This is a genomic window from Nocardia sp. CA-084685, assembly GCF_050955785.1.
Lineage (GTDB): Bacteria > Actinomycetota > Actinomycetes > Mycobacteriales > Mycobacteriaceae > Nocardia.
This window is the reverse complement of sequence record NZ_CP192094.1, coordinates 3,692,528-3,707,112: the sequence shown is the minus strand read 5'-3', so window position 1 is coordinate 3,707,112 and position 14,585 is coordinate 3,692,528. Positions and strand designations below refer to the sequence as shown.

Below are 14,585 nucleotides of genomic sequence, written 5' to 3'. Positions count from 1 at the left end.
CTATTTCCTGAACACTGGTGTTAGATTAATGCCAGTGCCGCACCTCGTGTCAAGCTGTCGGTGTGGGACACATACGGGTCAGGCTTCGAGTTGTGAGGCATCACCATGTCCACTGACATTCCCCAGACGAATGGCGCGGTCCGCCGGGGCCGACCACCGCAGACCCAGGAGCAGGCCGAGGAGGTCCGCGCTCGCATCGTGCTCGCCACCGCGACGGTATTCACCCGCGGCGGCTCGCGCGGACTCAGCGTCGCCCAGATCATCGAACAGGCCGGACTGGCCCGCCCCACCTTCTACCGCTATTTCGGCAATGCCACCGAACCGCTGCACGTCGTATTGGAGGCATCCAACGACGGCCTGGTCGACGGCATCCGCACGGCACTGACCGGTCCGGACGAGCCGGTCGAACTCGGCATTCGTCTCATCGACGCCTACCTCGGCTGGGCCCGCGGGCACGGTGCGATGCTGCGCCCGCTGTTCGCCGAACTGCACGATCCGGCCTCGCCGGTATCGGCCTATCGCGAACGGGCACTGGACGATATCCGCGCATTGGTGCGCGAAACGTTCACGGAATTGGGCCGCCCGGTCCCCTCACCGCTGGATCTCGATGCCGCCCTGCATGTTTGCGAGTATGTGGTCTATCGCATTTCGGCGGGTACCGAGCCCGGCGCCGAGCCGGACGCGGAAACCGTTGCCGCTGGACGGCTCACCATGATCCGCGTGCTGCTCACCACGCTCGGCACCCGCGCCGATCTCGAATACGCGATGACACTGCCGGCCATCTTCCCGGCCGCACGGTGAACCTACAGATCGAGTTCGAGTTCGCCGCCGCGAGAACGCGATACGCAGGTGAGCATCGCATTGTTGCGCTCGCCGGGCATTAGCGCCCGGTCCCGGTGCTCGACATCCCCGGCGAGCACACTCGCCCGGCACGTCCCGCAGAAACCCTGCTGGCAGGAGTAGGCGACGCCGGGCACCGCCCGCCGGATCGCGGTCAGCGCGGATTCGTCGGCCGCGACATCGACCTCGGTTCCGCTGCGGCGCAACCGAATACGGAATGGCGCGCCGTCACTGACGGGTACCGCCGAGAAGCGCTCGGTATGCAGCGAAGCCGTCGGATCATGTAACAGCAGCACCTTGCGCGCGGCTTCCGCCAATGCCGGTGGTCCGCAGACATATACCGCGGCACCGGTCGGCGTCTGTTCGAAGATCATCCGCGGATCCGGTACCCCGTACTCGTCGTCCGGTCGCACCACCACATCACCACCGGTGAAGTGGGCGAGCTCGTACAGGAACGGCATCCGCGCCCGCGAGCGACCGAAATACATCAGCCGCCATGGTATTCCGGCACGTTCGGTGGCGGTGACCATCGGCAGGATCGGCGTGATCCCGATTCCGCCAGCCACGAAGAGATACTCCGGTGCGTCGATGAGCGGGAACGCATTGCGCGGTCCCCGCACCCACAGTCGGTCCCCGACGCGCAGCTGCTCGTGGATCTCGCGAGAACCACCATCGCCATCGGCGATGTAGCGCACCGCGATTCGGTAGCAGCTGCGATCCTCCGGATCACTGTTCAGCGAATACTGCCGCTGCCGACCCGAGGGCAGGAATACATCGATATGGGCGCCCGGCGTCCAGGCGGGCAGGTCCGCGCCGCCTGAATCGCACAGGGTCAGGCTGACCACCTCGTCGGCCTCGACCTCGATTCCGATGATCGCCAGCTCGAAATCGAAACCGGTGCGCCGCACCGGCTGTGGTCGCGAAAGCAGCTGCGCCGCTTTCCCTTCGGTGAATACCCGCTTGTAGGTGTCCACCGCCGACGCGATCATCCGTAGCCCGGTCCCCGGCCGGAACTGCTCCTCCACGGCGGTCATGACTGCGCCTCGCTGGAGCTCGGCTGCGTCACGCCCGCCTGGGCGACTGTGTTTATGGTTCCCTCGCTGCGCTCGGTCACTGCGTTTGCCCGTGCCGCCGGCGACTGCGCGAGGTAGCGCAGTGCGTTATCCATCGGACCGAGTTGGGAGGGATGGAATCCCGGCCGCAGGTACCGCGGAATCTCGGTCAAGAAAGTCGTGAAGTTCGGCACCACGCCACGCAATGACGCGCTGGCCATCTGTAGCGGCCACCACCGGCCCTTATTCGGCGACGGGTCCTGCTGGAACAGGTAGGCGCCCGAAGTCACGAACAACGCGAGCAATCCCGAACTGGCGATCAGCGCCTGACGTGCCTTGCGGGCATAGCCGCCGTCGAGATGCATGTACGCGTCGTAGACGACGCTGCGGTGCTCGACCTCCTCGGCACCGTGCCAGCGGACCAGATCCAGCATTGCCGGATGCATCCCCTTTTCCGCCAATTTGTCATTGGTGAGCAGCCATTCGCCGATGACCGCGGTGTAGTGCTCCATCCCCGCGAACAGAGCGAGTCGCTCACACAGCCATTCGCGTTTGGCTCGGCCGGACAGGCCGTGGTCACCGAGCAGCCGATCGATCAGCCAGGAGACGCGATCCACCATCGGGCCGACCTCGAGTCCGAGGCGTTCCAGTTGGTGGCGGGCTTTTTCGTGCGAACCGGCGTGCATCGTCTCCTGACCGATGAAGCCGCGGACCTCTTCTCGCAACCGCTCGTCATCGATCAGCGGTAACGCCTCGGCCAGTGCCTGCGCCATGGCCCGCTCGCCCTCGGGGAGCACCAGGTGCATCACATTGATGATGTGGGTGGCCATGACTTCGCCGGGGATGTAGTGCATCGGCACCGAATCGAAATCGAAGCTGACGTCCCGCGCGTTGATGGCATGAGCCTGATCGGCGTAAGCAGTGCCCATCTGATGGTCCTCACGTCTGGTCCCTGGCAGATCAGGGTATTGCCGACATCAGACGCTGTCAACATCAGACGCTGTCAACATCAAATGCTGTCAACATCACATGATGTCAACTTCCTGGCTATGGGAGGATCGAGCCATGAACGACGCCGTTTCCGATGGATCGATACCGGGTATGCGCCGCTGGCGCGGCACGCCCCCGGCCGACCGAATCGCCGCGCGCCGCGAACAGCTCGTAGAGGCCGCCATCGAGTTGATGGCCACGATCGGAGCATCCGATATCTCCATGCGCGGGGTCTGCCGGCAGGCCGGCCTCACCGAACGCTACTTCTACGAGAGCTTCCCCAATCTGGATAAACTGCTCACCGCGGCATTGGAAACCGTCGTTCTCGGTGCGCAGGAACGCCTGCTCGCGGCGCTGGCCACCGCGCCGCCCGAACCCGAGAAACTATTTCGTCATGCCATTTCGGCGTTCACGGATTATCTGATCGAGGATCGCCGCCGCGGCCAGATCATGTTCGTGGAATCGCAGGCCACCCGGGTACTCGGCGACCGGGGCAATGAGCTCATCGAATTGTTCACCGCCCCGATCGCGTTCACGATCGGGTTGGGTGACGATGGGCCGCAGACCCCGCCGGATCAGTACGAGAACAGTCTCAACTCGAACGCCATCTTCGGCGCGATGGCGTATATGTACCGCCCGTGGCTGGACGGAACGATCGATATTCCGCGCGAACGGTTCGACGATCACGCGACCAGCGTGTTACGCCATATCGCGGCCGCGCGGTCGTCCGAGCCGCAGGAGACGCACTGACCTGCTATTACCCCTGCGTGGATACCGGATCCCGATCCCGCGCCCGCTCGAACACCATCGCATTATCAGTGATTTTGCCGTGGCGCAGTGTGAATAGATCACGCAGGTAATTCATGCGTAGGCGCCACGGCGCCTTGGTGCCCTGGATCGGGAATTGGCTCGCGGCGCGCTGGACATAGCCCGGATTGAAATTCAGGAATAGCGACGCAGCGTCGACGGACGGATCGCGCACCGGTGTGCAACGGGCATATCCGTTGTCGTACACGTGGCGCAGTAGCCGAACGACATACTCGCATACCAGATCCGCCTTCAGCGTCCATGAAGCGTTGGTATATCCGATGACGTACGCGAAATTCGGCACATCCGACAGCATCATGGCCTTATAGGCCATATGTTCCGAGAGTCGCACCGGCCGTCCGTCGACCGCGAGTTCCATCCCGCCGAAGGCGAGCAGATTCAAACCCGTTGCGGTAATTATGATGTCGGCATCGAGGGTAGCGCCGGAGGCCAAGGCCAGACCCGTCTCGGTGAACGTCTCGACCTTATCGGTCACGATATCCAGCCGGCCTTTGCGGATGGCGCGGAAGAAGTCGCCGTTGGGAGCCAAGCACAGTCGCTGATCCCAGGGGCTGTAGGTCGGGGTGAAGTGCGTATCGATGTCATAGCCCGCGGGCAGCCAGCGCTGCTGCCAGCCCTTGATCCGCTTGCGCATGGATTGCGGATACCGTTGGCTCAGTTGGTAGATCGCGGTGGCCAGCGCCACATTCTTGGCCCTGGCCACCGTGTAGGCGGCGCGGGTCGGTAGGAATTTGCGTGCCTTGACGGCGAGGTCGTCGCGGGCGGGTGCGGAGATGATGTAGCTCGGTGAGCGTTGCAGCATCGTCACGTGCGCGCCCTGGTCGGTCAGTGCCGGTCCCAGTGTCACCGCGGTCGCGCCGCTGCCGATCAGCACGACGTGCTTGCCCGCGACATCCAGCTCGCGCGGCCAGTGCTGCGGGTGGATGATCGGCCCGGCGAAACGCTCGGTACCCGCGAAAACCGGGGTGTAGCCCTCGTCGTAGCGGTAGTAACCGGAGCAGCAGAACAGGAATCCCGCTGTGAGCGTTACGGTTTCGCCGGAATCGGTCCGTTCGGCGCGCACCGTCCACCGGTTTTCCTGTGACGACCATTCGGCACCGACGACTCGATGATTGAAGCGGATATTGCGGTCGATTCCGCTCTCGGCGGCGGTGGCGCGCACATAGTCGAGGATGTCCGCCCCGTCGGCGATCGACTTGTCGCCCAGCCACGGACGGAAACGGTAGCCGAGGGTGTACATATCGGAATCAGAGCGAATTCCCGGATAACGGAACAGATCCCAGGTACCGCCGATCCTGTCGCGGCTCTCCAGAATCGCATAGCTCTTCTCCGGAAAGGCCCGCCGTAGGTGATACGCCGCGCCTATACCGGACAGTCCGGCACCGACGATGAGCACATCGACGTGCTCGCCAGCGACCCTCATCGATCTCTTCCTCCGATATTCGGCGGCGCGATTCGCACCGACTTCAGCTCCAGCCTATCCGTTGCGGTTCAGTCGAGGCCCATGCGCCGAAGCTCGATACACGCGCCGTTACGTATCGCAACGGCCCGGGCTCCGGGGGCCCCGGAATCGGCGGCGGCGCCCGACCGCGCCGGATGTGGTTCGGCTCGATGACATGGGGCCGGATCTGTCCGTTTCGGCGAAATGCCCGAGGTCACTGATCTGTGTTTCGATGGAACCGTTTCGTCGGCGTGTGCGTCTCTATGATCAGACGGGACCAGTGGAAGGGGCGACCGCATGGCTGTTGAGAGCTCATTCGGCGGGTATATCGAGGATGCGAAGACCGGGGCGCTGCAGGTGCGGATGGAACCACAGGCGTTTCTGGATATCGACGCGGCCTGCCAGAGCCTCATCGACGAGCTCACGGTCGCGCACGACGATGCCCGGTCGCTCAGCGAGAAAGAGTCCTGGGGCCTGGGCGAGAACAATCCCCGGCTCACTTCCGCCGTCGAACTGGTCGAGTTGTTCCGGGAGAAGGCCTTCGGCGGTCCGAACAATGCATACGACACCATCGGCGACTACATAACGGTCGCCACCGAGATCCAGAACCTGTTCAAGACCATCCGTGACACCTACGAGCAGACCGACGCCGAGTTCGCCCGTGAGCTTCGAGCGATCCGCGTCTGAGCCTGCCATTGCGCAATCGGCGGCTTACCGCTGTCGGCGGCCGCGCTGGCACTTCTCACCGCATGCACAAGTAACAGGTCCGCAGGCGCACCGCCTCGAGGTAGTCGTCCGTGCCGCGGACCTACTGTTCGGTGATGCGCCGGAAAACTGAAACTACCTGCGGCGCAGCAGAACACCGCGAATGAAGGCGGCTTGGCCGGCGTGCTGGATATCGTCGTCCACGACACTGATCAACCGCACGCCGAGGGTAACCGGCGGATCCCAGCGGGTATCGACGATCCGGGGCAGATCGGCATCGGTGAGTCCGGAGACATAGTCGATCGTCTGGGCGTGTACCGCGTCGTAGTAGCCCAACAGCAGCTCGGCGGAAACCCCGCCGAGTTCGGCGACCTCCGCGGCGCGGTGTCCATAACCGGTTGCCTCGTCGGCGAACGGCAGGTCGAACCGCTTGGCCCAGCCCGCCGCGGTCCACACCTGTTCCAGTTCCGCCACCTCCGCGACGTGGTCGTCCTGCACCCGGGTCAGATGCCAGATCAGCCAGGCGATGGAGTTGGCGCCCGGATCGATCCGGGCGGCCAGCTCGTCCTGTCCGAGCCCCTCGACCGCGCCGTGCACATTCTCCCGCACTCGTCCGAAGGCATCGACCAACAACTCAGCGCTCGTCATGACCTCATGCAAGCACACAGCCGCCGCCGATATTCCCGATCGTGCCGTTATCCGCCCAGCGGCAGCAGCAGGTCGACCGATTCGAGGTCGAGCAGGGCTCGTTTGGCGGGCAGTCCACCCGCATAGCCGGTCAGGGATCCGTCGGCCCCGACCACGCGATGGCACGGGAGCAGGATCAGCAGTCGGTTCCGAGACAGCGCGCCGCCGACCTTGCGAGCGTCGACTGCGGTGCGGCCGAGTTGGCGGGTCAGAGCACCATAGGTGGTTGTCCGGCCGTATCCGGTGGTCGCCTCGAGTATCCGAAGGACCTCTCGATCGAATGCGCGCATATCCGTCAGATCCATCGGTACCGTGAACTGCTGGCGTTCGCCGGTGAGGTATTCGTCGATCTGATCTGAGGCGATCTCCAGATGCTCACGCGCCGTGACGTTTTCGCCCGACGACCCGATCGGCGGAGCGTCGGTGAATGCGACCAGGGTGACACCGGTCTGGTTCGCTTCGATCAGCAGGTTGCCCAGCGTCGAGCCGTGCACCAGTCGTGCGATGGCGGTATCGGACATGATGTTGCTCCCTTCTTTCGAGACTTCATCAGGTAGACGCTGCCCGGCGCATGAACGTGAGATCACCTGCCGTGGTGAACTTTCCATGCCGCGTATGCGGCAGGCAGACAGACCGCGCACGGTCGGTAACCGGCGGCGATGGCGGTTTGTTCGTCGGCGAAGAAGACGCGGTGGGCGCGGTAGTGGCCGCGCGCCAAGGCGCGCAAGGCCGACGGGCAGTCGAGGCGGCCATAGAGTTTGCCGCGCCGGTGACCGCCGAATCGGCCCGGAGTAGGACTGGGATACGGGCGACCATCGACGTCGGTCAGGATGTACATCTCATTCGGCGTCGTGCAGGACCAGGCCAAGGGTGTGTCGGTGGCCGCTGCGAATTCGACTGACACCGTGGCGGATCGGGGCACGAGACCAACCACGCGCCGATGGGGTCGGCCGGTCCCTGGTGGTGAAGACGAGCGCGTGGCCCTGTTCCAGGATGGTGACCGTCGGCTTGGATTGAGCGCGGGGGCGCTGCTCGACCAGGAGAAATTCTCCGCCGGTGTGGTCGATGCCGGGGCGGTCCAGGCCGATGACGACCTGCAGCGGAAAGACGAGCTCACCGTAGAGGTCTCGGTGCAGGGCGTTCCAGTCACCTGCGGTGTAGCGCAACAGGATTGGCGTTGGTTTCGTTTGCCCCGCGGCGTGACAGGCGTCGAGCCAAGCGTCGAATTCGTCGGGCCACGGCGTCGGGTCGCCGAGTCGCTCTGCCCAAGTACGGGCGATGGGCAGCAATCTGCGATAGAAAGCCCTGCGCAACCGCATGATCGGCGCGGGGACCGGATCGGCGAAGTAACGGTAGGTGCCCTGACCGAATCGGTAGCGTGCCATATCGATCGTCGACCGGAAGCGGCCCAGATCCTCCCACATGGCGCTGAATTCGGCGCATTCGTTCGGCGTCAGCAGCGGCCCGGTCTGGGCGCAGCCGTAGGCGTCGATCTCCTCGGTCAGCGCGCTCCACCGCTGCGCTTCGACTCGTTCTTCCAGTGCGGCAAGGGTTTTCATCACCTCTCCTGTCACGCGGCTTCGAGCGTGAGCAGGGTGGTCTTCGCGGTGACTCCGCCGACGTACTGGCCGATCGAACCGTCACTGCGCACCACCCGGTGGCACGGGATGACCACCGGTAGCGGATTGTGCGCACAGGCTGAGCCGACCGCGCGCACCGCACGCGGACTTCCGACGGCCGCGGCGACATCGGCGTAGCTCTCGCGATGTCCGTAGCCGATATCGCTCAGATGCTCGATCACCTGGCGCCGGAATCCGACGGTCAACCGGAGATCGAGCGGCAGATCGAATTGTGTTCGCGCACCGGCGAAGTACTCCTCGATCTGACCTGCCGCGGCATCGAGGCGGCGCGGGGCAGCCAGGATGCGCGGGCTGATGCGCTCGGCGAGCGTGGCGAGTACGGTTTCGTGATTCTCGTTGGGGTAGGCGACCCGCACCAAACCCGCGGGGGTGGCCGCGAGCAGCAAGGCGCCGACGGGCGTGTCCAGCGTGCGATAGGCGACGTCGAGCAGGCCCGCGGCTTGGGCGTCGGCGGCCAACCGGCGACGCAATTGGGACAGGATCTCGGCGGAGTTCGCGTCCAGGCCGTCGAAGAGGCCGTCCGGATCCCGGTCGATAGTGGCCATCATGTTCGATCCTTCGGGTAGAGCTTGCGCAATGTTTTGAGGCCGTCGGCGGCGGCGCGCCGGGCGGCATCGGTCGAATTGCCCAGCAGCTGAGCGATTTCGGCGTGCGGTAGACCTGCCAGGTAGCGGTAGGCCACCGCTCGACGCTGTGTGGGCGGCAGCGAGGCGAGTGCGTTCCATAGATCAGGGTCGTAATCGGCCGGGTCGGCAGCGGGTGCCGTGCGTTCGGGCAGGGTTTCGGCGGGAACGGGTGCGCGAGTCAGGGCGCGCCCCACATCGATCGCGCGCCGATGCGCGATGGTGACCAGCCATGCCTCGATATTCGTCTTCGGGTCGAGGTCGGGATAGGCGCGCAGGGCGGACAGAAAGGTCTCCGACCACGCATCGGCGGCATCTGTCGGACCGAGCACCGCCCGGCACACGCGCAGCACCATCGGGCCGTACTCGGCCACCACATCCTCGAACGGAGGCAATCTCACGTTAGGTAGACGTCCCGAGCTCGGAAAACGTGAGAATCCCAGGTCAATGCGACTCCGGAGTGCGCGACAGGCCGCTGGCACGCAGAACTCGGCGGTCGATCGCGGCGCGGATGGAGTCGTCGGTGCCGATGATGCGCACGTGGCGACGGGCCCGGGTAATGGCCGTGTACAGCAGTTCCCTGGTGAGCAGGGTGGATTCCGGCTCGGGCAGGACGACCGAGACGGTGTCGTATTGGCTGCCCTGGCTGCGGTGGATGGTCATGGCGAAGACGGTGACCACAGCCGGGAATTGGGTCGGGTGCACCAGGTAGGGTTCGCTGCCGCGCTGCAGGGCCGCGCGCAGCGAACCGTCGGGCAGGCGCACGATGACACCGGTATCGCCGTTGTAGATGCGCGCCTCGTGGTCGTTGGCGGTGACCAGCAGGGGCTGGCCCGGGTACCACGGAGCCTGATGCGAATCCGGCCCCGCGCCAGCGGCCGCGGCCCACTCACCGGCCATGCGGTCCCAGCGTTCGACGCCGAACGGACCTTGGCGATGCGCACACAGGAGGCGGTGGGATTCGAGGGCGGTCAGTGCGGCCGCGGCATCGCCGTCGAGTGCGGCCGCGGTGACCTCGCGGGCGGCCCGCACGACGTCGGCGCGCACCGGCGCGGTGTCCTCCGGCGTGCAGAGCGAGATTTCATCACCGCCCGCGCGCAATAACGCGAGTGCGGTGTCGGCGTCACCAGCGCGGACCGCGACGGCGAGTTCGGCGATCTTGCCGCCGAATCGGCGGCCACGGGTCAGCCGGACGATGCCGCCGCGCAACCGCATTCGCTCGAGATCGGTCAACGCCTCCGGATTACCTGCGGCCGCAACTGGTTCGGCACCGAGTACCTGCTCGAGCACCGGATTCGGTTCGCCGACAACAGGTCCGGCGACGAGATCAGCGAGTACCGCACCGGCGTCGACCGAGGCTAGCTGATCCGGATCGCCGACGAGCACCAGGCGGGTATCGGGCCGCAGTGCGGCCAGCAGGCTGCTCATCATGGTCAGCGACACCATGGAGGTCTCGTCGACCACGATCACGTCATAGGGCAGTCGGTTGAATGCGTGATACCGGAACCGGGTAGCCCGGCCGCGCTGCCAGCCGAGCAGGCGATGCAGGGTGGCCGCGGTGAGCTCCGGCAGCGCGAGCGATTCCGCCTGTTCGCGCACCGCTTCCTGCAATCGTGCGGCCGCTTTGCCGGTGGGGGCGGCCATGGCGATGCGCAGTGCGGGCAGCTTCGGATGCGCCTTCTGATGCGCGTCGAGCAGGGCCAGGATGCGGGCGATGGTGTGGGTCTTGCCGGTACCCGGCCCGCCCGCCACCACCGTGGTCCAGTGCGTCGCCGCGAGTGCGGCGGCGATCCGCTGACGGTCGGGGGCCGCACCGACCGGGGCGTCGAAGAGTCGGTCGAGTTCGCGGCGCACGATGGCCGGATCGACCTTCGGATGATGTCCGGAGCGCTCGGTGAGCACCCGGCGGATCGTCTGTTCCTGCTGGTAGTAGCGGTCCAGATAGAGCAATGGCCCGGTGGCTCGCACGTCGACCAGGCGCAACGGCTGCAAGGGTCCAGCCGGTCCGCCGCATACCAATGGACTGACTCGCAGCGCGGCGACCACGGCATCGATATCCGGCCACGGCAACGTCGCGGGATCGATATCCGAACGCGCATCCCAGGTTTCGTCGGCATCGACACCGATTTCGCGCATGCGGTGCAGTTCCAGGCAGACCGAGCCGGAGCGCACCGCTCGCACGGCCAGGGCCGCCGCGAACAGCACCTCCTCCGAGGATTCGCGCCCCATCCGCCCCAGTCGGAGGGCAACGTGGACGTCGGCGGCGGAGAGCACTCCCGCCTCGTTGAATATGCGCAGCAGCCCGGTTCCCCGCTGCGCCAGCTGAATCGACGTCATCGGCGGACCTGCGCCGTCGACGCGAGATGACTGTCGAAGATGGTGCGGTTACGGTTACCACAGTGGGTGTGCGGGCGACCGTCGGTCATCGGGCAGCCTCCCCCGCCAGCAGATCGGACAGGGCGACGATCAGCGCGGCCGGTGGATTCCAGTCGAAAACACCACAGCCCGACGGAGTGTCGGGACCGATCATGCCGCGCACGAACAGGTAGCGGGCACCGCCGAGGTGGCGCGCCGGGTCGTAACCGGGCAGCCGCCAGCGCAGGTAGCGGTGCAGGGCGACCGCGTAGAGCAGGGCCTGGAGCGGGTAGTGCGAGCGCAGCATCTCGGCGGCCATGCGGTCGTGGGTGTAGTGGTCGACGGTCAGATCGCCGGTGCCGAGGCGGTTGGTCTTGTAGTCGACGATCACGAAGTGTGGCTGCGCACTCGGGTTTTCGGTGATGCGCAGTACGGCATCGATACTGCCGGTGAGGTAGCCACGCAGTGGGGTATCGTCCAGGGACGCGAGTTGGTCGGCGTAGCCGGACAAGGAGTCGTCCGCCGGGAGATGGGTCCGCAGCAGTTCGGCGATCCGGCGCAGCGTGACCGTATGCGCACCGGGGATATCCCCGCCGGCGAGCGGGAGCTCGAAGTCTAGTTCGTTGAGCCGGTCGCGGGTGGAAATGTCAGCGAGACAACCGAATCCGAGGGGCGTGTGCAGTACGGCGAGTAGGGCGGCGCCGAGTACCACCGGATCCGCCTCGGCCATCAGCTCTTCGGTGGCCGCGCGGCAGCGGGTGTGCACCTCGGTGGCCAGATCCGGTGCGTCGGTATCGATTCGCTCGAGCACACCGTGCACCAGCGTGCCGAATTCGGCGCCGTAGGGCAGCGCGTTCATCAGGGACGGCGCCGCACCGGCGATCGTGGGTTCGGTTTCGACGAGAAGCGGCGTGCCGGGTTCATCGGATGGACCGCGGTCGTCCTCCGGTTCGGCCTCCGGGACAGCGGCATCGTGTGCACCGGCGGTCAGTGCCGAATAGGAGGTGCGACGCCACTGCAGGTCCATTGTGCGGGCGAACCGCGCCGCGGCGATGGCTCCGGTCGGGAGTTCGGTACGCACACGGCGGATCTCGACCGTATCGGTGTGCTCGACACCTTCCACCGAAATGGCCTCGGGCGCTGCGGCGGCCCAAGCCGAAAGCATCGACACCGCAACAGCATCCGCCGGGACTGCCGCCTTGCTCGGTACCAGATCCCCGCCGTCGGGGCGGCCGAGGACCATTCGATGCAACGGCGCGTTGGCGGTGGTGATCGCGGGCGCCCACCAGGCGACGATCTGACACATCGCGCGGGTGAGCGCGACGTACAGCAGGCGCAGTTCCTCACCCGCCTCCTCGTTTTCACTGCGCAGCTTGCGCTCGCCGTACCCAGGGGCGTCCTGGCCGCCGACATCGAGTACGCGGGCGCCGTCATCGGTGTGGAACAGCAGAGTCTGCGGGTACGGGTTCTTCGCGTTGTCCCACGCGAATGGCAGGTAGACGACGGGGAATTCGAGTCCCTTGCTGGCGTGCACGGTCGCGATCTGCACGGCCGCCGCATCGCGATCGAGGCGACGGCTGCGGTCGGCGACCGATCCGGAAGCGGGGTCGCGCACGCGGTCGGCGAGCCAGCGGGTCAGCGCGGTGAGGCCCAGACCTTCGGTCAATGCGACCTGATCCAGCAGTTGCGCGATGTGCCGCAGATCGGTCAGCTCGCGTTCACCGTTCTCGACCGAGAGCAGGCGTTGGGCCAGATCGGCTTCGGCGGAGATCTTTTCGAAAACCGCCGCGAAACCCGCGCGGGCGAACACCCTGGCAGCTTCCCGCAGTTGGGCGGAGATGCGACCAACCAGATCCGCACCGCCGCTATCGATGTCGACCGCCGTCACGCCGAGTAGCGGTGTGCAGGCGGCAAGGCGGACACGATCGGAGCGATGCGGCTGTTCGAGCGCACGCAGTAACCAGAGCCAGTCCGTCGCACTGCTGGTGGCGAAGACGCTGGTGCCACCGGCGAGTACCGAGGCGACTCCGACCCGATCCAAAGCGGTTCGCACCACGTCGATTTGGGACCGAGTCCGCACCAATACCGCGATATCACCCGGCCCGATCGGTCGCGGTCCGCTCTTCGCCTCGAACAGCACACCGGATTCGAGCAACCGCACGATATCTGCCGCGAGATCCTCGGCGACCTTCGACCGCATGCGCCCGACCGCTGGGAATCCCGATTTGTTCAACGGCCCGGCTCCGGTGCGCGGCAGACACCGCATGCGCAGCGGCGTCGTCAGGTTCGGGGGGCCGGACAGTCGCGACCAGCCACGAGTCGCGGTGACCGGATAAACCGTGATCTCCTTGTGCCCCAACGCCGCACCGCCTTGCAGATGATCCAGTGCGGCGAGCAGACCCGCATCACTACGCCAGTTGTCGGTGAGTTCCATGCGGGTGTCGGCGTGCGCGACGGCATCGAGGTAGCTGAGCACCTCCGCGCCGCGGAAGGCGTAGATGGCCTGCTTCGGATCACCGACGAGCACCAGGGTCGAATGTCCGTGGAAGGCCAGCCGCAAGATGTCCCACTGCAGCGGGTCGGTGTCCTGGAATTCGTCGACCAGGGCGACCCGGTACCGCTCGCGGATGCGGCCACAGGCCCGCTGGCCGTGCTCCGGATCGGCGAGTACATCGTGCAGCAGCACCAGCAGATCGTCGAAATCACGAAGTCCGGCAAGGCGTTTACGGCGCTCGGTTTCCTTACGCACCGCGGCAGCGAAGGCCACCCGCTCCCCCGCCGAGCCCTCCCCCTTCGGCACCAATACGGCGTGCCGATCCTGCACCGCCGCCAGCGCCAGCGTATGCGCCTCCTTCAGCGAAAACGGCGGCTCCGCACGGGCATACCGATTCAGGTACAGATCATCGGCGACCGTGCCGACCAGATCATCGATCGTCTCGACCAACCGCGATCCGGGATCATGTTCGCCCGCCAGACCGAGCTCGTCCAGCATTCGCTGACAGAAACTGTGGGTCGTCGCGATGGTCCCGGCATCGAAATCCGAGAGCGCGGTGAGCAATCGTCGCCGACGCAACAGCACCTCGGCCGAATCCGTCTGCGCCAGTAGCCGAATCAGCTCATCGGCGTGGGCCCGAGCCGTCTCCGGATCGGCCAGTGCCGCCGCCACCGCGACGAACCGGTCCCGCGTTCGTTCCCGCAGTTCCTGTGTGGCCGCCCGACTGAACGTCACCAGCAACAGCTGCGAAATGTCGATCCCGATCTCGGCGACATACCGCACCGCCAATCCGACAATCGCATGCGTCTTACCGGTACCGGCGCTCGCCTCGAGCACGGTGGTTGCGGTCGGCAGTGGCCCGTTGGGATCGAAGCGGTCGGCATCGAGCGAGGGCGTGACGAATGCGGTGTCCTCCAGGGTCATCCCCGC

The 14,585-nt window shown here is 66.0% G+C and carries 14 protein-coding genes; 3 read left to right on the top strand and 11 right to left on the bottom strand.

Features of this window, described 5'->3' with window-relative positions:
- The first annotated feature begins 105 nt into the window (after window positions 1–105).
- Window positions 106–801 (top strand): TetR/AcrR family transcriptional regulator, encoded by a 696-nt coding sequence (locus ACQP2U_RS16965; RefSeq protein WP_433715552.1) that lies wholly within the window; start codon window positions 106–108, stop codon window positions 799–801.
- Window positions 802–803: 2 nt separating this feature from the next.
- Here ACQP2U_RS16965 and ACQP2U_RS16960 read toward each other — a convergent pair whose 3' ends face one another.
- On the bottom strand, window positions 804–1,874 hold the full coding sequence (locus ACQP2U_RS16960) for a PDR/VanB family oxidoreductase (RefSeq protein WP_433715551.1): 1,071 nt from the start codon (window positions 1,872–1,874) through the stop codon (window positions 804–806).
- Window positions 1,871–2,821 carry a metal-dependent hydrolase gene (locus tag ACQP2U_RS16955; protein ID WP_433715550.1) on the bottom strand — a complete coding sequence of 317 codons (951 nt, stop codon included), beginning with the start codon at window positions 2,819–2,821 and terminating at the stop codon, window positions 1,871–1,873. The genes ACQP2U_RS16960 and ACQP2U_RS16955 overlap by 4 nt, the downstream gene beginning before the upstream one ends.
- Window positions 2,822–2,957: 136 nt before the next feature.
- On the opposite strand from ACQP2U_RS16955, the gene ACQP2U_RS16950 reads away from it, so the two are divergent.
- Entirely contained in the window at window positions 2,958–3,632 is a 675-nt protein-coding gene (locus tag ACQP2U_RS16950; RefSeq protein ID WP_397034856.1) for a TetR/AcrR family transcriptional regulator, read from the top strand.
- A 7-nt stretch (window positions 3,633–3,639) separates the two neighbouring features.
- Here the strand turns inward: ACQP2U_RS16950 and ACQP2U_RS16945 are convergent, their stop codons facing one another.
- Window positions 3,640–5,133: a flavin-containing monooxygenase gene (locus tag ACQP2U_RS16945; protein ID WP_433715549.1), complete on the bottom strand. Its 1,494-nt coding sequence runs from the start codon at window positions 5,131–5,133 to the stop codon at window positions 3,640–3,642.
- A gap of 315 nt (window positions 5,134–5,448) precedes the next feature.
- Here ACQP2U_RS16945 and ACQP2U_RS16940 point away from each other — a divergent pair, with 315 nt between their 5' ends.
- Window positions 5,449–5,838 carry a hypothetical protein gene (locus ACQP2U_RS16940; protein WP_433715548.1) on the top strand — a complete coding sequence of 130 codons (390 nt, stop codon included), beginning with the start codon at window positions 5,449–5,451 and terminating at the stop codon, window positions 5,836–5,838.
- A 153-nt stretch (window positions 5,839–5,991) separates the two neighbouring features.
- Here the strand turns inward: ACQP2U_RS16940 and ACQP2U_RS16935 are convergent, their stop codons facing one another.
- The 8 genes from ACQP2U_RS16935 to ACQP2U_RS16900 form a co-directional block, all read right to left on the bottom strand.
- A complete protein-coding gene (locus ACQP2U_RS16935) occupies window positions 5,992–6,504 on the bottom strand; it encodes a mycothiol transferase (protein ID WP_433715547.1) in 513 nt (170 codons plus the stop codon).
- Between the two features lie 47 nt (window positions 6,505–6,551).
- Window positions 6,552–7,064, bottom strand: coding sequence for a methylated-DNA--[protein]-cysteine S-methyltransferase (locus tag ACQP2U_RS16930; RefSeq protein WP_433715546.1), 513 nt, complete (start codon window positions 7,062–7,064; stop codon window positions 6,552–6,554).
- A 62-nt stretch (window positions 7,065–7,126) separates the two neighbouring features.
- A complete protein-coding gene (locus tag ACQP2U_RS16925) occupies window positions 7,127–7,381 on the bottom strand; it encodes an Ada metal-binding domain-containing protein (protein ID WP_433715545.1) in 255 nt (84 codons plus the stop codon).
- Between the two features lies 1 nt (window position 7,382).
- Window positions 7,383–8,102 (bottom strand): 2OG-Fe(II) oxygenase, encoded by a 720-nt coding sequence (locus ACQP2U_RS16920; RefSeq protein WP_433715544.1) that lies wholly within the window; start codon window positions 8,100–8,102, stop codon window positions 7,383–7,385.
- Window positions 8,103–8,113: 11 nt separating this feature from the next.
- A complete protein-coding gene (locus tag ACQP2U_RS16915; protein ID WP_433716492.1) occupies window positions 8,114–8,728 on the bottom strand; it encodes a methylated-DNA--[protein]-cysteine S-methyltransferase in 615 nt (204 codons plus the stop codon).
- Window positions 8,728–9,207 (bottom strand): RNA polymerase sigma factor, encoded by a 480-nt coding sequence (locus ACQP2U_RS16910; RefSeq protein ID WP_433715543.1) that lies wholly within the window; start codon window positions 9,205–9,207, stop codon window positions 8,728–8,730. Before ACQP2U_RS16910 ends, ACQP2U_RS16915 begins: the two co-directional genes overlap by 1 nt.
- 43 nt (window positions 9,208–9,250) lie before the next feature.
- On the bottom strand, window positions 9,251–11,143 hold the full coding sequence (recD, locus tag ACQP2U_RS16905) for an exodeoxyribonuclease V subunit alpha (RefSeq protein WP_433715542.1): 1,893 nt from the start codon (window positions 11,141–11,143) through the stop codon (window positions 9,251–9,253).
- Window positions 11,144–11,228: 85 nt separating this feature from the next.
- The gene (locus ACQP2U_RS16900) at window positions 11,229–14,579 is read right to left on the bottom strand and encodes a UvrD-helicase domain-containing protein (protein ID WP_433715541.1); all 3,351 of its coding nucleotides are present in this window, start codon (window positions 14,577–14,579) and stop codon (window positions 11,229–11,231) included.
- Window positions 14,580–14,585: the final 6 nt, after the last annotated feature.